At 34.6% G+C, this 25,841-nt stretch carries 19 protein-coding genes and 1 tRNA gene; 10 read left to right on the plus strand and 10 right to left on the minus strand.

Annotated elements, in window-relative coordinates; genetic code table 11:
* Positions 1-42 precede the first annotated feature (42 nt).
* Both BWZ20_RS06550 and BWZ20_RS06555 read right to left on the minus strand, forming a co-directional pair.
* Complete coding sequence (locus tag BWZ20_RS06550; protein WP_076617966.1) at positions 43-1,869, minus strand: peptide MFS transporter; 1,827 nt, start codon at positions 1,867-1,869, stop codon at positions 43-45.
* Positions 1,870-1,897: 28 nt separating this feature from the next.
* On the minus strand, positions 1,898-4,129 hold the full coding sequence (locus BWZ20_RS06555; protein WP_076617969.1) for a S9 family peptidase: 2,232 nt from the start codon (positions 4,127-4,129) through the stop codon (positions 1,898-1,900).
* 149 nt (positions 4,130-4,278) lie between these two features.
* Here BWZ20_RS06555 and BWZ20_RS06560 point away from each other — a divergent pair, with 149 nt between their 5' ends.
* Together BWZ20_RS06560 and BWZ20_RS06570 are read left to right on the plus strand one after the other, a co-directional pair.
* Complete coding sequence (locus BWZ20_RS06560) at positions 4,279-5,583, plus strand: hydroxymethylglutaryl-CoA reductase, degradative (RefSeq protein ID WP_076617972.1); 1,305 nt, start codon at positions 4,279-4,281, stop codon at positions 5,581-5,583.
* Positions 5,584-5,632: 49 nt separating this feature from the next.
* On the plus strand, positions 5,633-6,928 hold the full coding sequence (locus BWZ20_RS06570; protein ID WP_083677169.1) for a GYDIA family GHMP kinase: 1,296 nt from the start codon (positions 5,633-5,635) through the stop codon (positions 6,926-6,928).
* Between the two features lie 115 nt (positions 6,929-7,043).
* Here the strand turns inward: BWZ20_RS06570 and BWZ20_RS06575 are convergent, their stop codons facing one another.
* The 7 genes from BWZ20_RS06575 to BWZ20_RS06605 form a co-directional block, all read right to left on the minus strand.
* Positions 7,044-9,200: a SurA N-terminal domain-containing protein gene (locus BWZ20_RS06575; RefSeq protein ID WP_076617976.1), complete on the minus strand. Its 2,157-nt coding sequence runs from the start codon at positions 9,198-9,200 to the stop codon at positions 7,044-7,046.
* A 94-nt stretch (positions 9,201-9,294) separates the two neighbouring features.
* Positions 9,295-10,584 carry a hemolysin family protein gene (locus BWZ20_RS06580; RefSeq protein WP_076617978.1) on the minus strand — a complete coding sequence of 430 codons (1,290 nt, stop codon included), beginning with the start codon at positions 10,582-10,584 and terminating at the stop codon, positions 9,295-9,297.
* Between the two features lie 3 nt (positions 10,585-10,587).
* A complete protein-coding gene (locus BWZ20_RS06585; RefSeq protein ID WP_076617981.1) occupies positions 10,588-10,779 on the minus strand; it encodes a hypothetical protein in 192 nt (63 codons plus the stop codon).
* Between the two features lie 37 nt (positions 10,780-10,816).
* Positions 10,817-11,383 (minus strand): LPS export ABC transporter periplasmic protein LptC, encoded by a 567-nt coding sequence (gene lptC / locus BWZ20_RS06590; protein WP_076617983.1) that lies wholly within the window; start codon positions 11,381-11,383, stop codon positions 10,817-10,819.
* Positions 11,383-12,744, minus strand: coding sequence for a hypothetical protein (locus tag BWZ20_RS06595; RefSeq protein ID WP_076617986.1), 1,362 nt, complete (start codon positions 12,742-12,744; stop codon positions 11,383-11,385). Before BWZ20_RS06595 ends, lptC begins: the two co-directional genes overlap by 1 nt.
* A 13-nt stretch (positions 12,745-12,757) precedes the next feature.
* The gene (locus tag BWZ20_RS06600; RefSeq protein ID WP_076617989.1) at positions 12,758-14,080 is read right to left on the minus strand and encodes a hypothetical protein; all 1,323 of its coding nucleotides are present in this window, start codon (positions 14,078-14,080) and stop codon (positions 12,758-12,760) included.
* Entirely contained in the window at positions 14,080-14,808 is a 729-nt protein-coding gene (locus BWZ20_RS06605; RefSeq protein WP_076617993.1) for a type III pantothenate kinase, read from the minus strand. The genes BWZ20_RS06600 and BWZ20_RS06605 overlap by 1 nt, the downstream gene beginning before the upstream one ends.
* Before the next feature lie 102 nt (positions 14,809-14,910).
* On the opposite strand from BWZ20_RS06605, the gene BWZ20_RS06610 reads away from it, so the two are divergent.
* From BWZ20_RS06610 to BWZ20_RS06620, 3 genes are all read left to right on the plus strand, one after another.
* Positions 14,911-14,986 (plus strand) — tRNA-Phe (locus tag BWZ20_RS06610).
* 344 nt (positions 14,987-15,330) lie between these two features.
* Entirely contained in the window at positions 15,331-15,669 is a 339-nt protein-coding gene (locus tag BWZ20_RS06615; protein ID WP_076617996.1) for a P-II family nitrogen regulator, read from the plus strand.
* Between the two features lie 4 nt (positions 15,670-15,673).
* Positions 15,674-16,969: an ammonium transporter gene (locus BWZ20_RS06620; RefSeq protein WP_076617998.1), complete on the plus strand. Its 1,296-nt coding sequence runs from the start codon at positions 15,674-15,676 to the stop codon at positions 16,967-16,969.
* A 96-nt stretch (positions 16,970-17,065) separates the two neighbouring features.
* Here BWZ20_RS06620 and BWZ20_RS06625 read toward each other — a convergent pair whose 3' ends face one another.
* The gene (locus BWZ20_RS06625; protein ID WP_076618002.1) at positions 17,066-19,645 is read right to left on the minus strand and encodes a phosphoenolpyruvate carboxylase; all 2,580 of its coding nucleotides are present in this window, start codon (positions 19,643-19,645) and stop codon (positions 17,066-17,068) included.
* A gap of 171 nt (positions 19,646-19,816) precedes the next feature.
* On the opposite strand from BWZ20_RS06625, the gene BWZ20_RS06630 reads away from it, so the two are divergent.
* From BWZ20_RS06630 to BWZ20_RS06650, 5 genes are all read left to right on the plus strand, one after another.
* Positions 19,817-20,290 carry a nucleoside deaminase gene (locus tag BWZ20_RS06630; protein WP_076618005.1) on the plus strand — a complete coding sequence of 158 codons (474 nt, stop codon included), beginning with the start codon at positions 19,817-19,819 and terminating at the stop codon, positions 20,288-20,290.
* A gap of 134 nt (positions 20,291-20,424) precedes the next feature.
* On the plus strand, positions 20,425-20,760 hold the full coding sequence (locus tag BWZ20_RS06635) for an arsenosugar biosynthesis-associated peroxidase-like protein (RefSeq protein ID WP_076618007.1): 336 nt from the start codon (positions 20,425-20,427) through the stop codon (positions 20,758-20,760).
* Between the two features lie 70 nt (positions 20,761-20,830).
* The gene (gene arsS, locus BWZ20_RS06640) at positions 20,831-21,886 is read left to right on the plus strand and encodes an arsenosugar biosynthesis radical SAM (seleno)protein ArsS (protein ID WP_076618010.1); all 1,056 of its coding nucleotides are present in this window, start codon (positions 20,831-20,833) and stop codon (positions 21,884-21,886) included.
* A 6-nt stretch (positions 21,887-21,892) separates the two neighbouring features.
* On the plus strand, positions 21,893-22,573 hold the full coding sequence (locus BWZ20_RS06645) for a DUF2064 domain-containing protein (RefSeq protein ID WP_076618013.1): 681 nt from the start codon (positions 21,893-21,895) through the stop codon (positions 22,571-22,573).
* 73 nt (positions 22,574-22,646) lie between these two features.
* Positions 22,647-25,841 carry a SusC/RagA family TonB-linked outer membrane protein gene (locus BWZ20_RS06650; RefSeq protein WP_076618016.1) on the plus strand — a complete coding sequence of 1,065 codons (3,195 nt, stop codon included), beginning with the start codon at positions 22,647-22,649 and terminating at the stop codon, positions 25,839-25,841.

Genomic DNA, 25,841 nt, shown 5'->3' on the forward strand with positions numbered 1-25,841 from the left:
AAACCCTTGTAAAAGATAATCTACAAGGGAATTGATTTATTGTTAGTTATTAATATCTGGATCGGCCAGTTCATACTTTTCTGCTTCAAGCATTTCGTGTTCATTATCCTCTGCACCGTGTGTTAACTTCTTTAATTTCTTTAAAAACAAGATAAGAAGCAAGCCAAATGCAACAGTAAAAATTACCAACCATTTAAAAGTAGTATATTCTACCTCACTTTGTTGCTCTTCTAAAACAAAAGACACACCATAATCTTTACCATCGCCTTTATTTTCTGTTATTTGAGCCTTATCCTTATCCTTTTCAAAAACTAGTTTAGCATGATATGGGTTAGAAGCTGTAATATTATTTTCTTTTAAAGTTGCTAAAAGCTCTGATGTGTTAGAATCTTCTTTTTTAGAAAGCTCAAATATGCTATTTAGATCTGTTCCTTTTTCATATTCTTTAAAAATCACTTTATCGTTCTCAGAGTAAACAGATGCTTTTACCGTAAAGTTTTTGTCTTCATTTATCGGATAATCAAAAATCTTTTTTATTCCACTTTCTGTCTTCACCTCAATTGTATCTTTACTCATAAATGGTATTACTGCTTCTTTACTGACGGTCATCTGCCCCTTAAATGGTTCTAATTGAGCAGACTCACCAATACTTCCTGCAAGTTTATTTCCAAAACCTGTTGCTGCAAAATACACACCCATCATAATTGAAGCATATTTTAAAGGCGCTAATTTAGTAATGAACGACAGTGCAACTGGCGAAGTACACAATTCACCAATGGTATGAAATAGGTATGCTAAGAAAATCCATATCATAGCTGCTTTACCAAAGGTTTCTGCACTTGCTTCTTTTGAGGCAAGCATCATAAAAACATAACCAAGTCCCATTATAATGGTACCAATTGCCATTTTAAATAATGAAGAAGACTCTTTTCCTTTCTTTTTCCACCAGATCCAGAAACCACCAATTAAGGTTCCAAAAATAATGATGTAACCTGCATTTAACGACTGAAATACGGCAGCTGGTATTTCTTCTAACCAACTCCACCCTGTTGTTCTATCTACTTTTGCATCTGTGTAAAGATTCATTAATCCTCCGGCTTGCTCAAAAGCTCCCCAAAACACTACTACAATTAAAAAGGAAATAAGTAATACTACTACTCTATCCTTTTCAATTTTATTTAAAGGTCGTTTTGAAGCTTCTTGTTCTGCCAACGAAGCTTCCTTTCCTCCAGAAAACTCACCAACACCTTTTAAGAATTTTTGTCCCCAAACAAACACTAATTGCCCAAGTAACATACCTATACCTGCTAAACCAAATCCGTAATGCCAACCATAGTAATATGCCACAAGACCTACAGTGATACTAGCTAAAAATGCACCTATATTAATACCAATATAAAATATTGTAAATCCACTATCTCTTCTAATGTCCCCTTCTTTGTACAATCCACCAACCATAGTAGAAATGTTAGGCTTAAGACCACCAACACCTAAGATGATTAAAAGTAATCCAGTAAAAAACGCCCAATCTTGCGGTATTGCTAAAATACCATGTCCAAAACAGAGTAAAAGTCCACCAAGCATTACGGTCTTCTTTTGACCCAAAAACTTATCAGCAATCCAACCGCCTGGTATTGAAGCAACATACACCAACATTGTATACCATCCGTACAACCAAATAGCATCTTTATTTGTCCATCCTAATCCTGGATCTATTGCTGTAGCAGAAGTTGCCATATATAATACCAAGATACCACGCATACCATAATAAGAAAAACGCTCCCACATTTCGGTAAAAAACAAAATGAATAAACCTACTGGATGCCCAAATAGTTCTTTTTGGTGCGGTTGTTTAATTGCTGTTGACATATAATTTAATTTAGTTAGTTATTTTTAGCTAGCCTTTAATTTTAGATGACTCTTTCTCTTCTTTCTTATTGTCTTCTATTTTATCGCCCAAAGTCTTGTGAATAAAATTTGTCATCTTTTTGTAAAGGTGTAATCTTGTGTTACCGCCATAGATACCATGATTTTTATCTGGATAAATCATCCATTCAAATTGCTTATCTGCTTGTATTAAAGCTTCAACCATACGCATGGTATTCTGCACATGTACATTATCATCTCCTGTTCCATGTATTAATAAAAAGTCTCCTTTTAATTTATCGACATGGTTTATTGGAGAATTGTCGTCATAACCACTAGGATTTTCGTCTGGCGTGGTCATGTAACGCTCGGTGTAAATAGTATCATAAAACCTCCAACTTGTAACAGGTGCTACTGCAATGGCCATTTTAAAAACATCATTGCCTTTAAATAAAGCATTACTACTCATAAAACCGCCATAGCTCCAACCCCAAATTCCGATGCGAGAAGCATCTATATAAGGCAATGCACCTAACTTTTTAGCCGCTTCTATTTGGTCTTCAACTTCATATTTCCCTAATTCTTTCTGCGTTACTTTTTTAAAGTCTGCCCCTTTAAAACCAGTACCTCTACCATCAACACAGACTACAATATAACCTTGTTGTGCTAGCATCTGATACCAATAATCATTAGCACCATTCCAACGGTTGGCTACTTGCTGAGAACCTGGACCTGAGTATTGATACATAAATAATGGATACTGTTTATTTTCGTCAAAATCAGCAGGTTTTATCATCCACATATTTAAATCGTTGCCATTAACATTTATAGTACTAAACTCTTTTTTAGACGTTACATAGTCTCCTACTTTTTGAGCTAAGCGATCGTTATCCTTAATTCCTTTTACAAGATTTCCATTCTTAGAATCATGCAAGGTATATTCGTAAGGTGTGGTTGCACTAGAGTGCGTATTGATAAAATAAGTGAAATCAGCACTAAAAGAAGCACTGTTAGTTCCTTCGGTTTTTGTTAATTGTGTTTTATTCTTACCGTTTAGCTTAATGGAATACACATCTCTGTTTATAGAACCGTTTTCAGTAGATTGATAATAAATAGTATTGGCCTTTTCATTAAAGCCATAATAATCTGTAACTTCCCAATTACCATCTGTTACCTGATTAATCAACTTTCCTGATTTGTCATAGTGATAAATATGATTAAAACCATCTTTTTCACTCGTCCAGATAAAGCTATTATCTTTCAAGAATGTTAAATTGAAGGTTACATCGATATACGCATCATCCTTTTCTTGCAAAACTAAATCATAATCTATAGCATAGGTATCTATAAACCAGAGGTCTAATTCATTTTGATGACGGTTCATGTATTGGGCACTTAGCACATTAGGATCGTTTGTCCACTTTATTCTTGGAATATAAAAGTCCTCATAAGTTTTATCAACTTCTAGTTCTTGTAGTTTATTTGCCTGTAAATCGTATAAATGAAGTGATACTTTAGAGTTTTTCTCACCAGCTTTAGGATACTTAAAAACCTGCTGTGTTTGATAAAGACCAGAACCATACACATCCATAGAAAACTCTGGAACTTCAGATTCATCAAAACGGATAAAAGCGATTAAGTTGCTATCTGCATTCCAATCAAACGCCCTTACGAAGCTAAATTCTTCTTCGTAAACCCAATCCGTAATACCGTTGATGATTTTATTCTTCTCACCATCATCAGTAACTTGTGTCACTTTACCTGAATTTAAATCTTTTATATAGAGGTTATTTTCAAAACCATAAGCAATTTTAGTTCCATCTGGCGATAATGTTGGTTCTTGCACCATTTGATCAGACACCTTAGTCAACTGCTTCGTATTGATATCATATACATAATATTCACCTAAAGCAGATCTTCTATAGACAGGAATTTCGTTGGTTGTTAAAACCACTTTAGACTCATCTTTGCTAAACGTATAATCAAAAAAACCTCGTATCTCTTGTATATCTTCAGAAGACACCAAGGTTTTTACCTTTTTTAAAGTTTTGTAATCATAAATATCTATGGTAGCTGTACCGTTTTGTCTGTTGTAGTTTAATACGGAATACTGTGTGCCGTTATTCATAGAGTGTAAGGCTTGCATACCTTCTGTTCTAAAGACTCCACTCCAAATGTCTTCGAGGGTAATTTGTTTATCCTGACTGTAAATCAAGGAGGTAGTTAGAAATCCAACAATGGCTACGAAGTATCTCAATTTCATATTAATCTTTTTTCAATAAAGCAATGCCAAGTTTACTAAAAAATATGCAAAAATCAGGCATTATTAACAGTAAATCGGCAATAATAGTGGAATAGGGACACATTTTATGCCAATCCTAAGTATCTTTGCAATTCAAAATCAATTTAACTATGCCAACCGCTATTTCTGGCTTCTCTAAACTATCTAAAGCTGAAAAGATTGAATGGCTTTTAGACACTTATTTTTCTAACAAAGAACATGCACGAAAACTAGTACAACAGTACTGGAATTCTGACGAAAAGCTTCAAAAGCTTCACGATGAGTTTATAGAAAACACCATTACTAATTATTATTTACCTCTTGGTGTTGCTCCAAATTTCTCAATCAACAACAAACTCTACACCATCCCAATGGCAATAGAAGAAAGTTCTGTGGTAGCAGCAGCTAGTAAGGCGGCAAAATTTTGGCTAGATAGAGGTGGTTTTAAGGCTGAAGTGATTTCGACAGAAAAAATTGGTCAAGTTCATTTTACGTATACTGGTAATTTCGAAAAGCTACAATCTTTCTTCGAAATTGTAAAACCGAAACTGATTGAAGACACTAAAGCCATCACTAAAAATATGGAACGCCGTGGTGGAGGTATTCTAGATATTGAACTTAAAAATAAAACCAAAGATTTAGAGCACTACTACCAATTGCATGCTACCTTTGAAACACTAGATGCAATGGGTGCCAACTTTATAAATTCTTGTTTAGAACAATTTGCTAAAACCTTTAAAGCCGAAGCCCAAGCACAATTAGAAGACGATGTGAATATCGTAATGAGTATTCTCTCTAACTATGTACCTAATTGTCTGGTTAGAGCTGAAGTGTCTTGCCCTATCGCTGATTTAAAAAGTAAAGACATAACAAACCCAACCCTATTTGCCGAAAAATTTAAACAAGCGGTTAACATCGCTGAAATTGAACCTTACAGAGCTGTAACACACAACAAAGGTATAATGAACGGTATTGATGCTGTGGTTTTAGCAACAGGTAACGATTTTAGAGCTGTTGAAGCTGGCGTACATGCTTATGCTGCAAAAGATGGAAAATATAAAAGCTTAACGCACTGTTCTATTGAAAACGATACTTTTAAATTTTGGATTGAAATTCCACTTGCATTAGGAACAGTTGGAGGCTTAACAAGTTTACACCCTTTAGTTAAGTTTGCTTTAGAAATGCTAGAAAAACCATCTGCAAAAGACCTAATGCAAATTGTTGCTGTAGCAGGTTTAGCTCAGAATTTTGCAGCTGTAAAATCCTTAACGACTACTGGTATTCAAGAAGGCCATATGAAGATGCATTTAATGAACATATTAAATCAGTTTGAAGCTACCTCAGAAGAAAAAGAAAAAATAGTAGCGCATTTTAAAACTAACGTGGTAACACATAGTGCAGTTGTTGAAGCTATTGAAAACGTAAGGAAAATTTAATTTTAACTGGTGACTGAGCGTAGTCGAAGTCACATTATTAGTCATATAAATGCCAAAAGGATACGTTTATATATTAGAATGCGCTGATGGTTCTTACTATACTGGTAGTACTATTGATATTGAAAAACGTATTGCAGAACACATTGATGGTAAAGGTGCTAATCATACAAAAAAGCGTCTACCTGTAGCGCTAAAATATATTGAAGAGTTTCAAAGAATAGATGATGCTTTTTACAGAGAGAAACAAATTCAAGGTTGGAGTAGAGCAAAAAAAGAAGCTTTAATCAGCAACAACTCTGACAAATTACCAGAACTTTCTTTGGCTTATAGAGATAAGAAAAATCAATATGGTGGCTTCGAGAGCCTCAGCCATCAAAAATACGAGGACAACAATAAGTTGAACAAACCGGTGCCTGAGGCACTCGAAAGCACATTATATTATAAAAGCAACGGAAAATTATTAATCACTGGTGAATACGTTGTGCTAGATGGTGCAAAATCATTTGCCATACCAACAAAATATGGTCAAAGCCTTAAAGTTGAAGAAACCAGTAGCAATACCTTAACATGGAAGAGCTATGATGAAAAGGATAATGTTTGGTTTGAGAATAGTTTCACTTTAGAAAATGGTGAGCTTCTTAAAACCATTGAGAATGATAATGATGTTTCTACTCGATTAGTACAGATTCTTAAAGCCGCTCAACAACTAAATCCAAACTTTTTAGAAAACGAAAAAGGGTATAAGATTTCAACGCATTTAGAGTTTAACAGAAAATGGGGTCTTGGAACCTCCTCTACATTGATAAACAATATTGCGCAATGGGCAGATGTTAATGCTTATCAACTTTTAGAAAAAACTTTTGGCGGTAGTGGTTACGATATTGCTTGTGCCCAACATGACACACCGATAACATTTCAGTTAAAGCCAACTAATTCGCCTATTGTTAACGCAGTTGAATTTAATCCATCTTTTAAGAACAACCTATACTTTATCTATCTCAACCAAAAGCAAAATAGCAGAGACGGTATTAAAGCGTATAGAGCATTAAATAAATTGAATAGTAACATAATTAGTGAAGTCAATTCGCTTACGGAAAGCATTATCAATTGCTCTGAACTTACTGTTTTTGAAAATCTGATAACTAAACATGAAGAACTAATAGGTGAATTAATTAATCAAACACCTATTAAATCAAGGCTATTTGACGATTATAATGGATCTATTAAGAGCTTGGGAGCTTGGGGAGGAGACTTTATCTTGGCAACTTCAGAAAGTGATCCTAGCAACTACTTTAAATCAAAAGGACTAGATGTTATCATTCCTTTCACTGAAATGGTAAAATAATAGGTTTTAGACTATTAGATCTTTAGATTTTTTGACAAATAGCAAGTAATTAGAAATAAAAAAGGCTTTACAAATATGTAAAGCCTTTTAAATATATTAAAACTTATGCTATAATTTATAAAACAGTTTTCGCTCTATTGTCTTCGATATCGGCAGCTTTTTCTAATGCCTGATACACTTTTCCTTGCACAGCACCGCGTCTTGTGTTATTTAGACGATTCATTATTGGTGTGTAGTTATCTAACTCAGTAGCTTCAGTTACTTTGGTAACTTCAATTACATAAACACCTTTTTCACCATCAATTGGTTTAGAGGTTTTACCTTGCTCTAACCCAAATGCAGCACCAATTACTTTTGGCTCTACACCAGCACCTGCAAGGGTAGTATTCTTTAAGGTTAAAGCGGCAGCTGTTTTAGGACTCTGACCTTGATTTTTGGCAATTTCATCTACAGAAGATGCCTTAATCTTCTCACGGATCATTTTTGCTTTCTTCTCTTTTCTTATTTCAGGAAGTGCTGTTACCGAAGCATCTTCAACACTCATTAAGCCCTCTTCGTTCTTCTCCACTAACTTAGCAACGATAAATCCAAAACCAGAAATTGGGAAGTTTTTGTAATCGCCAATATCTGTAGTTTCTTCAAATGCCCAACGTACAACTTGTCTCTGACTTCCTAAACCTGGAATATTTTCGTCTAATTCTTTAAACGTTATTGGTTTTACAGCCAACTCACGTTCTTTAGCCAATTCGGTAAAATCGCCATCTTTTGCTGCGATTTCAAACTTAGACATTTTGTTAAATACCTCGTCTAATGTTTTTTGAGATGGTTCTATTTTTCGGGCTACAGTGCCTATCTTATATGCATTATTAAAACTTTTTTGTTCTAAGATTTCAATAATATGGTAACCAAAGGAGGTACCAACAACATCAATATCACCTTTCTTGTTATCAAAAGCAAAGGCTTTAAATTCTGGTGCCATACCTGCATTGTACGCAAATTCTATTTCACCATCGTCTTCATTACTCACTTTATCTGATGATAAGTCTAATAAATCTAAAAATTTAGTACCACCTTTAATTTTAGCTAGTATACTATCTGCAGTTTTCTTAGCTTCTTCTGGTGTTTTAGTAACAGAGGCATCAGCTCTCTGACCACCAGCATACGGTATTAAAATGTGCCTTACTTTTACCGTATCTGGCATTTGCTTTTTAGCAAGCATTTTTGAAAGTTTAAAATACTCACCATCTCTGTAAGGTCCATAATACTCTCCTACTTCTAACTTTATTATACTATCTTTTGCTACAGCGGGAATCTGAGCTGTTCTTAAAAATGTATCATTAAACTTAATATCTGAATTAGAATTTATGAATTCAGCAACATCAGTAACACTGTCAAAACCAGGAATAGTATCCGTGTTTCCACTACTCTCGTTATATAAAGGTTGATCACTTTTTAATTTTAAAAGTGAAGCCTTTATAGCATCTTCGTCTTCTTTAGATGCTTCCTCCTTAAATTCTACATAAACGACTTCTCGGCTTGCGTCTGCTTTAAATTGTTCTTCATGTTCTTTTATGTAAGCCTTAATATCAGACTTAGACACTTGCACCAAACTGTCTGCAATAGTTGTGTAAGGGATTTGAACAAAGCGAATATCTACATTTTTTGCATCAGCTAAATACTCATCTTTTGCTTCAGCTATGGTGGTACTTACACCAGCTTTAATCATATTGTAATACGTTTGCTGAAGCGCATTCGTTGCAATAGATTGCTCGTTATTTGTCCAGATATCGTAATTGATATTGAATGACTGTCCTGCAGAAGTTAATGGTGCAGAATCTGGGCTAATATCTTTTAAGTTACTAATGAAAGCATTTAGGCGGTTCACATCAAAATTTCCGTTTTCGTCCTGAAACTCTGGGTAAGACTGAAAGCTATTTTTTAACAAATCGCGCATTTCATCTTTTTCTACAGATAATCCAAGCGCCTCGTACTCTTCATTTAATATAATTTTGCGCAACTCTTGGTTGTAAATAGCATTTACTGCCTGAGTGGACGAAATTCTGCCACCTGCTCTGTCTTGATAGTTCTTAACTTTTTGCTGAAAATCATTTCTGTCTATATCAGTTCCATTAACTGTTGCGACAACACCTTGAGAGTTTGAGAATGCATTTGGGTTATCAATTACACCTTGTATAACAAAAGCAAACAATGCTAATGCTATTACTAATATTAAAATTAGTGAACGCTGTCTAATTTTATTTAAAATCGCCATCTGTTTATTTTTTCGTATAAATAAGTCTGCGAAAATAGTATTTTCTAGTAAATAATAAAAGGAGAAGTATAGTTTTTGTAAGCCGCTGTAGTCTTTAATCTACATCTAGGATTTTAAGCCTTACAATATCTATTTTTGTGGAGGACACTTCCTCGATGGTGAACTTAAAATTTTTCACTAAAATGTCTTCGTTTTTTTCAGGTATACCTTCGGTTTCATCAACAATTAGGCCGCCTAAAGTTTCATAGGTCTCACTTTCAGGAAGGTCTAATTTATAAGTTTCATTTATATAATCTACTTCTAACCTTGCGGAAAACCTGTAGGTGTTATCATCTATTTGTTCTTCTGTCATTTCTAGAGTATCATGCTCATCTTCAATCTCACCAAATAATTCTTCGACGATGTCTTCTACGGACATAAGGCCAGAAGTACCACCATATTCATCAATAACAACTGCGATACTTTGCCGCTTTTTTGTTAAAATATTGAGCACATCTTTTATAAGTATAGTCTCTGGAACAAAGCTTACTGGGATAATTATAGACTTAATATCCTTGGGCTTTTTAAACAATTCAAAAGCATGCACGTAGCCTAGAATATCATCTATGTTATCTTTGTAGACGATGATTTTTGTTCGTCCTGTTTCTATAAATAGCTGTGATAAATTCTCTATAGATTCCGAAATATCTACAGCAGAAATTTCAGTACGCGGCACCATCACTTCCCTTGCCTTAACGTCTGAAAACTCTAATGCATTTTGAAAAATTTGAATCTCACTATCTACCTCTTCATGATCTTCTACGGACTCCATTTGCTCACTTATGTAATTACCAAGCTCTACTTTGGTCATTGCCAATACAACATCCTCTCCTTTAGCCTTAAAAACATGTTTTAAAACCGCATCAGAAATCCAAAGTACAAAGTCAGAAATCCAACTAAAAATTAAATAAAAGATATAGGTTGGCAATGCCAAAACCTTCATTAAGGTATTGGCATAAATCTGAAAAAATACTTTAGGAAGAAACTCGGCTGTGACCAAAATGACGAAGGTTGATATTATGGTTTGACTGAGTAACTGTAAATCGTTAAAAACATAGTTTAAGAGCATACTACTAGAAGGCAATATGGACTGAAACCACCTCACTAATACATCGCCCATTTTTAGTCCATAAATAACCAACGCTATATTATTGCCAATTAGCATAGTGGCAATATATTTTGATGGCTTAGCTGTTAACTTGGTTAGTATTTTTCCTAAAAAATCTTCTTGCTTTTTCTCGAGCTCTATATGTATTTTGTTTGAAGACACATAAGCTATCTCCATCCCAGAAAAAAAAGCTGAAAGTATAAGTGTAACTATGATTATGACTACATCTAGAGTCATAGTTTAGTCTTTGTTTCTGTCATTAAATTTGCTAGCGAAACGCTTTCTAAAAAAGAACATAAATATTGCCAAGGCAACAAAAAAGAGCGACATATAAGCTCTGTTTCTGTCTACCGACCAGTTTGCAATAGCATCCCAAAGAAATAAAACAGCAAATATGATGTAAGCGTATTGAAATATTTTAAGAAGTTTCATGTGTTAAATATCTAAGTAAGATTAGGTGCAAAGATAGTTAATTATCAAATTCAAAATCTCCTCCCATTTCTAACATTTGAAATTTCTTAAAGTCCTTATCAGAATCAAAACCTATACCATGTTTAGGACCATCTATTTTGGTAAATACCCACGGCTCATTGGTAAAAACCCATTCTAACTTTTCGTTGTAGAATAATTGATCTGTTACGAGCTTTTCGTTTTGGTGTGTAGTAATGGTAACATTTCCTCTTAGGTCTATAATATCCGTATCTTTAAAAAAAATAGCGTAGCGAGAAGTTATTGTTGTTATTTTGCCTTCTGTATCGTAGACCTTAAGCACAATACCATCTGGAAACTCTGAGAACGCAAAATCTCGATTTGAATAATCGAGCATTTTTGGGCTGAGCAAATTTGCTTTTAATCTTACAGAATCTTCGATAAACTCGGTATATTTTAGATCTATATTTTCTGCCTCACCAATAGGCTGGTTTTGTAATACACCAACTTTCTGAACCTCGTCAAAATCGTTTTCACATGAAAAAAACAAAGTCACAGTTAATACTGTGACTAAGTTTGTTGTAATATGTAAAAATCTTAACTTCATTAAATATTTGGTACTGTTACAGAACGCCCAATCCAGCAACCAACTCTAATAGTTTGTCCTGCATTACCCTCTGTAAAAATATCGGATTTTGAAGGTGCGCTGGCTCTGTAGCTTGCGGCAGTTTTTGCTGCTGCAGATTTTAAACGACCATCTACTCTACCTGCTTTTTCTGCTTCTAAAGCTGCTAACCAAAATACTGCTCTTTTATTAAAGTTAGAGTCGCCACAGTTATTAGCACTCTTTGCGTACATTGCCGCAATAGATAAGTAAGGTGATCCATCAGATGGGTTTAACTTCATAGATTCCATATAGTATTGTCTTGCTTGGCTGTAACTACCTTTAGATTTTAATTCATTAGCTAGTTTCTTGTACAGTCTTGCTTTTTTTAACGGATCTGATTCTAATTCTAAAGTCTGATCAAAATATTTTTGCTCGCCTGTTAGTAGATACAAATAGTAAGATGTATCTGCACTTGGTTCAATACTATTCTTCTGCTGCACCAGCTTTAAGAATAATGGTTCTTCTTTACAGCCTTTAGCGTACATACGGTTCATAGCTCTCTGTAACCAAACACCGTCATTTTTATTATCTTCGTAATTTTTTTCATATAGAGGAATCAATACTTCACAGTTAGCTCTATCACCCAGCTTTTTATCCATGCTTCCTAAAATCTGATTTTCAAAAGCTTCAATATTAGACTCATAACTAGACTTGTATTTAGCTTCTTTTTTTGTTAAAGTACCAGCTTCTTCTTTTGCTGCATAGGTGTTGAGTTTTGTAGTATATCCGGCAATTAAATTTTCGATTAACTCATTAACATCATCATATTTATCAAACATTTCTTGCGCTGGTTTCTTACCTGCATCAAATAAATCTACTGCTAGAGAAAAATATGTGTAAAGCCCTTTGGCGCTCGTAAAATTTTTGGCATCTTTTACGTAAGCACTATCAAACATGTTATACAACTGCTCGTCTGTTTTGTTAAGCTCATCTTTATACTTGTATGCCAGATTGGCTTTATCAACTAAAACTTCGCCTTCATCATATTTTGATGGAAAATTCACTCTGCTTTGATCGTAAAGCAACATTAAATCATTGATGTGCCCTACTTGCTCTGCTCCTGTTGTATTTTCAATCTTGTGCATTAATATTTTTTCACCATGTACATAGATCGCTCTATTAAATTTTGGGCATTTATTTCGAACAATTTTCCATGGCTCGTAAGCATCGTCATATTTTTTTGTTTTTACATAACTATCAAAAATTGATAGATTGTTCATACACTCTTCATCTTGCTGAGCAAAACCAATACTGAAGCTTACAAAAATAGCTGCTAATAGTATAGTAATTCTAGTCTTCATTTTATTTTTATTGTTAGTTGTACTTCTTTTGTCTAAACCATCTAGAGTTTAAAGATAAACTTACATTGAAGTTTATAAAATTCTCTTGGATTAAATTATTGTTAGTTGTTCCACGTTTTCCGATTTCAAGACCTAGGTTTAAATTCGAGAAAGGATCGCGCGATCTTTGACCAACTGGTAATCCTAGACCAAAAGATATGCCAAACTCTTTAATCGATTCGTTTTTTACTACCAACCCTGTATTAGCAAAGTTTATTCCTGCTCTATAAACCACACGTTTAAAGTACCCTGTAAACGCATCAAAATCAGGAATATAAAAACCACCTAGAGACACCTGAGATGCGTTCTCAAAAGTAGAAACATCGTTGCTATAAAAAGGGTTAGAAAAACGACTTGTGTTTTGGTGCGTGTACTCAGCACCAATAAACCAAGATTGAGGCTTACCTAAGCCGGTACCAATAGACCAACGAGAAGGAAGTGTTAAATCTGTATTTCTTAAATTTTGACTTTCTAAATCAATATCTACTGTGTTTAAAACTGTTTCTGTTCCTGTTGCAGTTACATCTATTGTAGAAATTGCACGTGTATTATCTGAAGACAGTTTGCTTTCTGGGGCAAAAGTTGCGGTAGCAGAAAGTTCTAACTTTTCGGATAGCTTTGTTTTGTAAGCTAATCCAAAATTGAGATTTAGACCGCTTAAATCAGATCTACTGTCTTCTCTAGTTTGCAACTCTACCAAATCTCCATCATCTGTGTAAGCAAACTCGATTGCAGAATTCTGCACATTACCAAAGTTGTAATTAATATCAACGCCTGCACTTAATTTCTTTGAAATCTGGTAGCCAAATCCAGCAAAAACTCTATTTACACCACCCTCACCTCTAAAACGATTAACAATAGCATCATTATTATTTATATCATCGAGCTTATATCCAACCGAGGTATATGGCATTAAACCAAATCCAAATCCAAATTTACCAATAGGTACAGATAACGCAATATAATCAAAAATAGCACTGTTGCCCTCGGCTTCACCAGAGTCGCTCTTTAAGGTTACGTTAGATGAAGTACCTGCAACCGCAAACTTTACAGGCCTACTCTCACCATCATAAGGGTAAGCGTCTACGTTTTTACCAACATACGAAGCAGGGTTTCTTAAGTTAAGATGTATACTGTCTAAATAAACACCGATTCCTCCCATACTACGGTTTTCTACAGTACCCTTAAACTTAAGACTGCCTATACCGTAAAATGAATAGGGCGAGGCTGTTCCTTGTTGTGCAAAACCACAAGAACTTATAATTGCAATACAAATTACAATGAGTCTCTTTATCATTATTTTGAATTAAAATCTAGAATGTAATTCAAACCCTCTAGCAGAAAATTTGAATTCGCAAATATGCTATTTTTTAATTGGTTTGACAAAAAATTGGCATCACCACCTGTTAAAATAACTGTTAAATCTTGGTGTTCAGCTCTATATTGGTCAATAACACCATCAATTTCTTTAATCAAACCCAGAACTACGCCAGAGTGTATTGAAGATTCCGTTGATCTACCAATTAAACTTTTTGGATGTTGTTTATCTAATAACGGGAGGTTAGCTGTTAAATTATGGAGTGCGCTATATCTTAGTCTAATGCCAGGTGAAATTGCACCACCAAGATACTCATTTATTTCGGTTACAAAATCATAGGTTACACAAGTGCCTGCATCAATAATCAACACCTTATTTTTTGGAAATTGACTTACCGACGCGCTCACAAGGGCTATGCGATCTACACCAAGTGTTTGTGGTGTTTTGTATAGGTTTTTAAAAGGCAATTTTATCTTATGGTTCAATTCCAAAACTTTTAAATCTTGCTCTAGTAACTCTATTTGCTTTAGAGATAATTTACCCACAGAAGAAAGTATAGCTTGTTTTAATTTCGGAAAATCTTTTTTAAGCTTTTTGTATTCCTTTTTAAACTCCGAAACTTTAAAACTAACTTTGTAAATTAGCGCATCTTTTTGAAAAACAGCTAATTTTACAAAAGTATTACCTACATCAACAATAAGATTCATATGCGTTTTATATTGAACAAATTTATAAAATCAAATTTTACAATTTTCTTTTTGGTAATACTAAAAATGAATTTATATTTGCATCCGCTTAATTAAGCAATTGGTGCCTTAGCTCAGTTGGTAGAGCAAAGGACTGAAAATCCTTGTGTCCCTGGTTCGATTCCTGGAGGCACCACCAGTAAAGACCCAACTCCATCGAGTTGGGTTTTTGGTTTATAAAAATCTTCAATAAATTAAATCCTCCTAGTTACGGTTATTTATTAATCATTTGTTGTAATTTAACATATTAGCAATTCCTAGTTAAAGACAAAACCTTAATACATCACTTTGATTTTAAAACTAGGATTGAATAATTCCTGAAATTTTATAAATTTATTATATACCCTATTAAATAAATAGTATATAATTCCGAAAATCATAAATTTAAACAATACACCCCTATAAAAATAGGGGTGTATTGTTTAATAATATAAATTTGAATAACTACTAAGACCATTCTGAATTAAAAAATCGATTGATAAAATGAAAAAAGTTGAAGCTATTATTAGAAAATCAAAATTTTCGGCTGTTAAAAGCGCACTGCATGACGTAGGTGTAAATTTCTTCTCTTATTGGGACGTTACAGGTCTTGGTAATGAAAAAGAAGGCCATGTTTACAGAGGTGTTTCATATAGCACGAGTGATATTCAAAGACGATACCTATCTATTGTAGTGAATAACGATTTTGAAGAAGTAACTATAAAAGCCATCTTAGAATCTGCTTCAACTGGCGAAGTTGGTGACGGTAAAATCTTTGTATCTGACATTAAGGAATGTTACAGAATACGAACGGGAGAAAAAGGTGGTCAAACTTTAAACTAAAGCAATGGAATTATTTACTACAAACAATGTTTGGATGATGATTTGCACAGCCCTAGTTTTCTTTATGCATCTTGGGTTTGCTTTTTTAGAAATAGGATTAACACGTCAAAAAAACACTCTCAACATATTATTCAAAAACATTTTTATCATCACATCTGGTCTTTTACTTTATTACGTTATAGGTTTCAACCTTATGTATCCTGGTGAGTTTAACGGTTACATAGGATTCTCTGGATTTGGGTTAGATGCTCCATTGACAGATTCTGGCACTTTAGACTTAACCTACAATGAAGGCTACACGTTTTGGACAGACTTTTTATTTCAAGGTATGTTTGCAGCAACCGCGGCTACTATAGTTTCTGGCGCCGTTGCAGAACGCATTAAAATTGGTCCATTTATGGTTTTTGCAGTTTTATATGTAGGACTAATTTACCCTATAGCTGGCTCTTGGAAATGGGGAGGCGGATTTTTAGACAAACTTGGTTTCTATGACTTTGCAGGCTCAACACTTGTGCACTCTGTTGGTGGCTGGGCTGCATTAGTAGCCGTTTGTTTATTAGGTGCAAGAATCGGAAAATTTAAAGACGGAAAACTACAAGCCATACCTGGCCACAATATACCAATCGCCACTGCTGGAGTTTTAATCCTATGGTTAGGCTGGTTTGGATTTAATGGTGGCTCTGTACTTTCTGCAAATCCAGAAGCGACATCATTAACTTTAGTAACCACCTGCCTTGCTGCTGCGGCTGGCGGAGTTTTTTCAGCGATGACCTCTACAATTATGTTTAAAAATCTTGACCTTACCATGTTTTTAAATGGTATACTTGGTGGATTAGTTGGTATTACCGCAGGAGCCGATGTTATGAGTCCTACAGATGCTATTATAATTGGTGCTGTCTCAGGAATTATTATTGTACTAGCTGTTAGTTTTATTGACAAACTTAAACTGGATGACCCAGTTGGAGCTATAGCTGTACATCTTGTATGCGGTATTTGGGGAACTTTAGCAGTAGGGATTTTTGGTTTTAAACCATTAACTAATGATACTGGTGAATTTTTAAATACGAATGGCAATGTGGTAGCTTCTGCATTAGAAGCCGCTAACGAACTATCATTTTTGCCTCAACTTTATGGTGTATTGGCTTATGCTGCCATCTGCCTTACGTCTTCATTTTTAATCATTTTTACGTTAAAGAAAACTGTAGGTATTAGAGTTTCTGAACTTGAAGAATTAGAAGGTCTTGATGCACATGAGCATGGCATGGATGCTTACCCAGACTTCAGATTGAACGAACATTAATCGTTATATATAACCTGTTTTAATTTAAATTTTAAAAAACACCCTCTAATTAATTTTAGAGGGTGTTTTGTTTTATAAATTTTTCTGACTGCTTTTTTAAGCAGAATTTCTACTAGCATTAATATTACCAAATAAAGATCTTGTTACCATCTTTTCAAAAACCTCAATCTTATCAAGATCTTTTTTATCAGCACGTTTTAATTCCTGCATTTTCTTTAATGCATATTGCTGAATCGTTAACAAGGGCAGCACTATAGATTCTCTAACAGCAATTGAAGCTTTTGCTACAGGTTCATTTTCCATTAATTCATTAAAACCTGTAAGTTTTAAAATAAGACGTTTTGTTGTTTCGTATTCTTTGTAAATCAATTTCCAGAACTCACCATATTCAGGATCATCAGCCATATAACGCGTTAAGTCAAAGAACGACTTAGACAAAGACATCATACTATTAGCAATTAAGGTTCTAAAGAATCGTGATTCTTTATACAAATGCTGAACTTTTTCAAACTCATCCTTATCTTCATAATGCTTTAAAGCTGTACCAACACCAAAGAATCCAGGTACATTTTGTTTTAACTGACTCCAAGAACCCACAAAAGGGATGGCTCTAAGATCATTAAAATCTAACCCTTCAGACTTACCTCGCTTTGAAGGTCGACTACCAATATTTGTCTTAGCATAATACTTTAATGTACTCATATGCTCTAAGTAAGACAAAAATTTAGGATGTCCTTTAAAATCTACATAGGCTTGATAACTTAACTCAGCTAAGTGGTTCATAACCGCTTTATCTTCTGGAGCCATTTCAGTATTCTTATCATTAAGGCGATTCATAATACCAGAACTTATAAGCTGCTCCATATTGTATTGTGAAGAATCTAAAGTTCCGAAGTTAGAACTAATCGTCTGCCCTTGAATGGTCAATTGAATTTCTTTATCCTCAATAGTTGGCCCTAAAGATGCATAAAACTGATGTGTTTTTCCGCCTCCACGCGCAGGTGGCCCACCTCTACCATCAAAGAAAATAACATCGATATCATACTGTCTAGACAACGTTGTTAAAGCTTCCTTAGCCTTAAAAATTGCCCAGTTAGCCATAAGATAACCACCATCTTTGGTACCATCACTAAACCCTAGCATTATGGTTTGTTTGTTATTTCTATTTTCTAAATGTGCGCGGTAATGAGGATTGGTGTACAAATCCTCCATTACTTTTGGTGCAGCAATTAAATCAGTCACAGTCTCAAAAAGCGGCACTACATCAGCGGTTAAATTATCATTAAATGCTACAATTTTTAGCATAGCAAACAACTGTAACACATTCATTGTGGTTTGATTATTACTAATAATGTAACGACTACATGCTATTTCACCATTAGTCTCTTGTATAGACTTCATAGCTCTAATGGTTTCTACGATATCTTGAGAAAGTTCTTCTTTAAATTCTAGATCGCCTATAGAACCATTAATTGCGGCCAAATGCAATTTTTGGTCCTCCTCAGGTAATTCAAAGAAATTCTTTGGAAACAATTCACTGCCATTGTCTATCAATTCACCTACTAATGATCTAAACATTTTATCATGCACACGACTATCTTGTCTTATATCCAAACTCGCAAAATGATAACCAAATAAGGTTAATTTGTTAATTAATGAGGTTACTTGGTCTAAGTACAATGATTGATGATCTTCGATTAATCGCGTTCTTATTGCATTTAAACCAGATTTTAGCTCCTCTAATGAGATTTGGTTTTCCCTGTAAAGCAGCGTATTGTATAACTTGTGGTTTATGTCTATAATGTGCTCTCTTATACCTCTAAATGTTAGACGCCTTCTAAGGTACTTTACATCTTTGATGTAGTTTTTTATAATAGATTCCTTTAGTTTTTTAGCAACATTTAATGTGATTTCTGGTGTAACAAAAGGATTTCCATCTCTATCACCTCCTGGCCAAAAACCAATGTTTACAATGGGATTATTTATCGCTTCATAATCAAAAATATTTTGTTGTACATAATCGTAAATACTACCAAAAGAATGGTAAAATACATTTTTTAAATACCAGATTAAATTTACTGCTTCGTCATATGGAGTTGGTTTGTGATCTTTAAAGAATGGTGTTTTTCCTAACTGCCCTAGCAGATCACTTATTTCGGTTAAATTATCTGTTTTAATAGCTTTAGCTAAATCTGTAATAATGCCTAAGACTGCCCCAGGATAAAACTGTGTTGGGTGCGCTGTTAAAACAATACGTACGTTAAAGGTTTCTAGATATTCCTTTAAAAGTTGTTTCTTGTGTTGTGCAGTGGCATTTTCTTTTAAACTTCTTAAAGACCCAACACCCTCCATGTTATTAACAATAGAAAAAGCAGCGTCTTCAACAGCATCAAACAATACAACTTGCCGCTCTATATATTGAATAAAACGAAACAATAAATCTATCTGTTCTTTTTCACTCAACTGACTTTGGTATTTCTCAAAAAAGGTATTTACTATGGTTGAAGGATCATTTTTTTCTTCAAAACCCATTTTACAAGTTTCATAGAATAATGGCAACAAGGCCACTGTTTTAGACAATGTATCAAAAGGCAGCGTCATAAATATGCTATTATATATCTGATATTTAGACAACACATTTTGATTAAAGCGTGCTAATTTTGGTTCCGTATGCATGAAAAAATTTAAGTTTTAAAATCGCTTTGTTCTTAATTTCTTTTGAATCTTAAAGATATTGTTTTTAGACCTAAACCTAAAGCAATTAACAATATTTAGCGATTAAATAATCGTTATTAAAGGTATGGCTACTTATTTTTACAAATTGAATAATAATGTTGATTTTTTACTATGACTGAAAAAGAGAAATTTATGTTAGAAGCCGTAAATGCGGCTTTAAAAGGGATGAACAATAATGAAGGTGGCCCTTTTGGGTGTGTTATTGTTAAAGATGGCAGAATAGTAGGTAGAGGCAACAATAAAGTAACCTCAACCAACGACCCTACTGCTCATGCCGAAATTACAGCAATTAGAGATGCCTGCAAAAATTTAGGTTCATTTCAATTAGAAGGATGTACCGTTTATACTTCTTGCGAACCTTGCCCAATGTGCTTAGGTGCCATCTACTGGGCGAGACCAGAAAAGGTGTATTACGGCAGCAGTCAAAATGATGCTGCAAACATAGGCTTTGACGACGCCTATATCTATAAAGAAATTCCATTGCCATACAATGAGCGTAGCATTCCTTTTCAACAACTTGCTAGAGAAATTGCCTTAGAGCCCTTTAAAGAATGGTCTAAAAAAGAAGATAAGAGAATTTATTAGATTGATGATCAGACACATTTTAAAAAGTAAATAAAAATTCTAAGTGATTTATTCAGGTTTTGTGTAATCATTAAGATTTAAACTCGACATAAAGTATTATCTTGATTTTTTATACAATCCTTAAACAAATATTTATGTCTAAAACATATTACGACCCAGCAGACCTTAGAAAATTTGGAAACATCACCGAATGGAACGAAGAACTCGGTAATAAATTTTTTGAATACTACGGAAAAGTCTTTGAGGAAGGCGCATTAACGGCTCGCGAAAAATCATTAATTGCATTGGCTGTTGCTCATACAGAACAATGCCCTTATTGTATCGATGCTTATACAAAAGACGGACTGCAACGCGGTGTAACCAAAGAAGAAATGATGGAAGCTATCCATGTTGGTGCAGCAATTAAAAGTGGTGCAACGCTTGTGCACGGTGTACAAATGATGAATAAAGTCAATAAACTAGACGGTTAACCACTAATAATTCAAAAAAATAAAACTAACTGAAACTAATTCTCGTAAATATAAAAAAGACACATTATTAATGGCAATAAACTCCTTAAAAAAACGCGAAAGTGATTTAGCAAAAAGCAAAAAGCAACTCGAAATTTTATCTAATGGAATTTTTAAAAATGGAGAACTACCCACCTTTAAAGATAAAATTGCCGAAACCAATCAGTTTCCGTTAAAAGCTAAGAAGCTCGAAATTTTACAAATCAACGTTGGCTATATGTGCAATCAGGTTTGCGAGCATTGCCACGTTGACGCAGGTCCCGACCGAAAGGAAATAATGACCAGAGAAACGATGCAACAATGCTTAGAGGTTATCAAAAACACAGAAGCACATACGTTGGACTTAACGGGTGGCGCACCAGAAATGAATCCAGATTTTAGATGGTTTGTAGAAGAGGCTTCAAAAGCAGGTATCAAAGATTTTATTGTGCGCTCTAACCTTACGATAATTAGAGCCAATAAAAAATATTACGACTTGCCAGAATTTTTTAAAAAGCATAATGTACACGTCGTGAGCTCAATGCCACACTGGACACGCGGAAAAACCGACAAACAAAGAGGTAATGGTGTTTTTGATAAGTCTATAAAAGCCTTGCAAGAATTAAATGCTGTTGGCTACGGAATGCCAGACAGTGATTTAAGATTGGATTTGGTGTATAATCCGTCTGGTGCATTTTTGCCAAGTGACCAAGCCTCTATGGAAAAGGATTTCAAAAAGGCATTGATGGAAGATTTTGGTATTCATTTTCATAATCTTTTTGCAATTACAAACTTGCCAATTGCTAGGTTTTTAGATTATTTAATTGCTTCAGAAAATTACGAAGATTATATGTATCAGCTTGTAGAGGCTTACAATCCCGCCGCAGTTGCCAACGTAATGTGCACCAACACACTTTCGGTGAGCTGGGATGGTTACTTATATGACTGTGATTTTAACCAAATGTTAGATTTACCCGTTAATAGCAAAGTAAAACATATTTCAGAATATAATGAAGGCCTTTTGGAAGGCAGAAATATTGTGATTTCACAACATTGTTATGGCTGTACGGCTGGTGCAGGCAGTAGTTGTCAAGGTAGTGTAGCTTAGTTGCAAATGAATAAACAAACGGCCATATTAATTTTTGCTAACTCTGGCAAGAAAACACTTCATTCCAAAAGAATTTCTGACTATGAGTTTTTCAATATTATTGATACCAAAACCCTTGAAGTTGTAAAAAAAACAGGGTTACCGTTTTTTCATTTTAGTGAAGATCAACAAATCGGTTTTAGCTTTGGTGAGCGTTTTTCAAACGCAATTGCCTCCGTTTTTGAAAAAGGATACCAAAACATCATTACAATTGGTAATGACATACCAAACCTTAACACTAAAATTCTAAATAAAGCTGAAAAACATCTTGAAAACAAATCCCATGTTTTAGGACCTTCTACAGATGGAGGTTTTTATTTAATGGGATTTCAACAAAGAGATTTTAATAAAGAAGAATTTGCAAGTTTGCCTTGGGAAACCAAACGGTTAAAACAAAGTTTTATCGATGTTTTAGCCTCTAAAAATCTTAATTTTTCATTTCTAGAAACACTGACAGATATAGACGCTTCAGCCGATATTGATGCTGTACTAAAATCGTCTAGATTTCTAAACAAATTCCTAAAAAGCTTATTAAGTAAGCTTACAGCATTTTCAAAACACTTTATCACGCCCAACAGAACGGTTTACAAAATCCATTGCATAAGTTACCTTTTCAACAAAGGTTCTCCTTTTTTACTTCATATTTAATAGGATTACAAACTGTTAATCCTGCAAAATCAATAAATAACCCTTATAAACACGCCACTCTAAGTGGAAAGATATGAAGTACATTTACACTTGCATAATTGTTATGTTATGCATTTTTGGTAACGCACAAATTAGCGTTTCTGGCAAAGTTACCGATGCTAAAACCAAGGAACCTATTCCGTTTGTAAATATTACAACCTCAAACGGAAAGGGTACAACAACCGATGATGATGGATTTTATAGCATTGTCGTAAACAGCCAACAAGACCAACTCACCTACTCGTTTTTAGGTTATAAAACCGAAATTATTCTCATAGGTGAACAAACCACAATCAATGTTACGCTTATTGAAGATGCCTCTGCTCTAAACGAAGTTGTGATTACTGCTTTAGGGCTAGAACGCGATACCAGAGAGCTGGGTTATGCCGTACAAGCTATAGATTCTGAAAAACTCACCGAAGTAAAAACCGTTAATTTTTTAGACAACTTACAAGGAAAGCTTGCAGGTGTTACCGTAACACAAGGTGCAACAGGCGTTGGCTCTTCGTCTAAAATTACTATTAGAGGCGAAGCATCCTTTTCTAACAACAATCCGCTTTTTGTTGTAGACGGTGTACCAATAAATAACGAAACTGTTTTCAATTTTACAAATGAAGCAGCAGCTGGTTTTCAAGAAATTGATTTTGGAAATGGTGCTATGGAAGTTAATCCAGATGACATTGCCTCACTTACCGTTTTAAAAGGGCCAAGTGCTGCTGCACTTTATGGCACAAGAGCTTCAAATGGTGTTATTGTTATTGAAACTAAAAACGGCACTAATGCCAAAGGACTTGGTATTAGTTACAACACATCCATTTTTGTAGATACAGCGTTTAAATTGCCAGAGTTTCAAAATGCCTACGGACAAGGAAATTCTGGTCAGTTTGAATATGTTGATGGCCTTGGTGGTGGTATTAATGATAATATTACCTATTCTTGGGGACCACGATTGGATGTTGGGTTATTGATTCCTCAGTTTGATAGCCCTGTAGAGCTCGCCAATGGTACTATTGTAAGAGGTGGTGACACATCGGTATATTCTGGTTTAGAAATTACACCGACACCCTTTGTTTCAAATCCTGATAACCTTAAAGATTTCTACGAAACCGGAATTACAACCATCAACAATCTTTCTATTTCCAACGGATTTAATACCGGTAATTATAGATTATCGTTTACGGATTTAAGAAGCGAAGCCATTATACCTGGTGTTAACTTAGATCGCCAAACCGTCAATGCCAAACTCAATTTTAAACCAAGTGACAACACCGAGTTTAAAGCGGCTATCAGTTATATAAATTCCAGTAGTGACAACAGACCTTCTAATGGCTATGGAAGTGAAAACGTTAACTATTCTTTAGTAGCTTGGGGACCACGATCTTTAAACATTAATAGCCTTAGAGACTACTGGCAACCTGGCTTAAGAGATCTTCAGCAATATTCGTTTAACTACACTTTTTTTGACAATCCCTACTTCATCCTTAACGAAAATACCAATTCATTTAATCGTGATAGAATTTTTGGAAACGTGTCTTTTAAACAACACATTACATCAAACTTAAGTCTTACCCTACGCTCTGGAATAGATTATAGTACCGAGAAACGGGAACTACGACGTGCCTACAGTAGTAATCGTTTTCAAAATGGTGCTTATGCAGAACACGATGTTGAATTTAGAGAGGTGAATACCGACTTTTTATTCAATTACAAAAACAACTTCAGTGATTTTTCAGTCGATCTCTATTTTGGTGGTAACCGATTGAATCAAACGGCTTCAAACAGACAATCGCAGACCGTAAGTTTGGCTCAGCCTGGTATTTTTAATTTGAATAATGCTGCTTCACCTATTGAAGTCTTTCAATTTAAAAGTGAAAAACGTATCAATTCTCTCTATGGTATCGCCAAGTTAGGATATAAAGACTTTTTATTCCTAGATATTACAGGAAGAAATGATTGGTCTAGTGCATTGGCTACCCCTTTTTCGGCAGATAATAGTTCTTTCTTTTATCCATCTGTATCTTCTAGTGTAATTCTTTCTAATGTTTTAGATCTACCTAAAGCTATATCATTTGCTAAATTTAGGGCTAGTATAGCACAAGTTGGTAACGATACTAATGCTTATCAGACCTCTAGTGCTTTTGTGGCACAAACACCGTTTGATAGTCAACCAACCTTTAGCAATCAAGATTTTATTGCAAATTCTAATTTAAAACCAGAACGTACGACATCTTACGAAATTGGCACGGATTTACGATTTTTTGACAGCAAACTGCGTTTAGATTTTACCTATTATAATGCCACGACAACAGATCAAATTATTTCATTACCTGTCGCCATTTCATCAGGCTACAACCAACAAGTAGTTAATGGTGGTAAAGTAAACACACAAGGTATTGAAATCATCTTGGGTACAACCCCTTTACAAAATGAAAATTTCACTTGGAATAGCACCTTCAATTTTGCTACTAACAGAGCGGTTATTAAAGATTTACCGCAAGCCGATGGAAGACTAACCTTGGCTTATAGTAGAATCTACGATAGTGCCAACCAAACGGTTTGGTTTCAAGTTGAAGAAGGTGGGCGGATTGGTGATTTTTATGGCACAGGTTATCAAAGAAATGAAAACGGCGAGTTTTTAATAGATGATAATGGCAACTTTATTGCAGACAACAACCTTAAGAAATTGGGTAACTACAATCCAGATTTCACGTTGGGTTGGAACAACAATTTCACTTACAAAAACTGGAATCTGAGTTTTCTTTTAGACTGGCGACAAGGTGGCGAAATTGTATCGCGTACAAGAGCTCTAGGAAATGTTGGCGGCCAACTTGCCGAAACTGGTTTTAGACCAGAAAATGGCATCGTAGCACAAGGGGTTAATGTTAATACTGGTCAGCCCAATACGGTTGCAATTTCTGCCGAGAGCTATTACAGACAATTTTATGACCGCAATCACGAAGAAAACAACATCTACGATGCGTCTTTTTTAAAGTTAAGACAAATGTCTATCGGATATTCATTTAGCACAAAAAATGGCTTTTTGGGCCTAAAAGATGGAATGGACATTAGTCTTTCCTTAGTGGGAAACAACTTGTTTGCCATTACCGAAAATCCACATTTTGACCCAGAACAACTTGCCGTACAGGACAATGGATTTGTTAGTGGCGTAGAGGATATGAGCTACGCAACCACAAGAAGTATTGGCTTTAAAGCCGGATTTAATTTTTAA

It is taken from the genome of Winogradskyella sp. J14-2 (genome assembly GCF_001971725.1).
Taxonomy (GTDB): domain Bacteria; phylum Bacteroidota; class Bacteroidia; order Flavobacteriales; family Flavobacteriaceae; genus Winogradskyella.

What these genes read in the sequence shown, in the direction of transcription:
- BWZ20_RS06555 (WP_076617969.1), bottom strand. Translation starts at nt 4,129, where the DNA reads ATGAAATTGAGATACTTCGTAGCCATTGTTGGATTTCTAACTACCTCC.
- BWZ20_RS06550 (WP_076617966.1), bottom strand. Translation starts at nt 1,869, where the DNA reads ATGTCAACAGCAATTAAACAACCGCACCAAAAAGAACTATTTGGGCAT.
- BWZ20_RS06605 (WP_076617993.1), bottom strand. Translation starts at nt 14,808, where the DNA reads ATGAATCTTATTGTTGATGTAGGTAATACTTTTGTAAAATTAGCTGTT.
- BWZ20_RS06615 (WP_076617996.1), top strand. Translation starts at nt 15,331, where the DNA reads ATGAAAAAAGTTGAAGCTATTATTAGAAAATCAAAATTTTCGGCTGTT.
- BWZ20_RS06625 (WP_076618002.1), bottom strand. Translation starts at nt 19,645, where the DNA reads ATGCATACGGAACCAAAATTAGCACGCTTTAATCAAAATGTGTTGTCT.
- BWZ20_RS06575 (WP_076617976.1), bottom strand. Translation starts at nt 9,200, where the DNA reads ATGGCGATTTTAAATAAAATTAGACAGCGTTCACTAATTTTAATATTA.
- arsS (WP_076618010.1), top strand. Translation starts at nt 20,831, where the DNA reads ATGGCAATAAACTCCTTAAAAAAACGCGAAAGTGATTTAGCAAAAAGC.
- BWZ20_RS06570 (WP_083677169.1), top strand. Translation starts at nt 5,633, where the DNA reads ATGCCAAAAGGATACGTTTATATATTAGAATGCGCTGATGGTTCTTAC.
- BWZ20_RS06645 (WP_076618013.1), top strand. Translation starts at nt 21,893, where the DNA reads ATGAATAAACAAACGGCCATATTAATTTTTGCTAACTCTGGCAAGAAA.
- BWZ20_RS06560 (WP_076617972.1), top strand. Translation starts at nt 4,279, where the DNA reads ATGCCAACCGCTATTTCTGGCTTCTCTAAACTATCTAAAGCTGAAAAG.
- BWZ20_RS06585 (WP_076617981.1), bottom strand. Translation starts at nt 10,779, where the DNA reads ATGAAACTTCTTAAAATATTTCAATACGCTTACATCATATTTGCTGTT.
- BWZ20_RS06580 (WP_076617978.1), bottom strand. Translation starts at nt 10,584, where the DNA reads ATGACTCTAGATGTAGTCATAATCATAGTTACACTTATACTTTCAGCT.
- BWZ20_RS06650 (WP_076618016.1), top strand. Translation starts at nt 22,647, where the DNA reads ATGAAGTACATTTACACTTGCATAATTGTTATGTTATGCATTTTTGGT.
- BWZ20_RS06635 (WP_076618007.1), top strand. Translation starts at nt 20,425, where the DNA reads ATGTCTAAAACATATTACGACCCAGCAGACCTTAGAAAATTTGGAAAC.
- BWZ20_RS06630 (WP_076618005.1), top strand. Translation starts at nt 19,817, where the DNA reads ATGACTGAAAAAGAGAAATTTATGTTAGAAGCCGTAAATGCGGCTTTA.
- BWZ20_RS06600 (WP_076617989.1), bottom strand. Translation starts at nt 14,080, where the DNA reads ATGATAAAGAGACTCATTGTAATTTGTATTGCAATTATAAGTTCTTGT.
- lptC (WP_076617983.1), bottom strand. Translation starts at nt 11,383, where the DNA reads ATGAAGTTAAGATTTTTACATATTACAACAAACTTAGTCACAGTATTA.
- BWZ20_RS06595 (WP_076617986.1), bottom strand. Translation starts at nt 12,744, where the DNA reads ATGAAGACTAGAATTACTATACTATTAGCAGCTATTTTTGTAAGCTTC.
- BWZ20_RS06620 (WP_076617998.1), top strand. Translation starts at nt 15,674, where the DNA reads ATGGAATTATTTACTACAAACAATGTTTGGATGATGATTTGCACAGCC.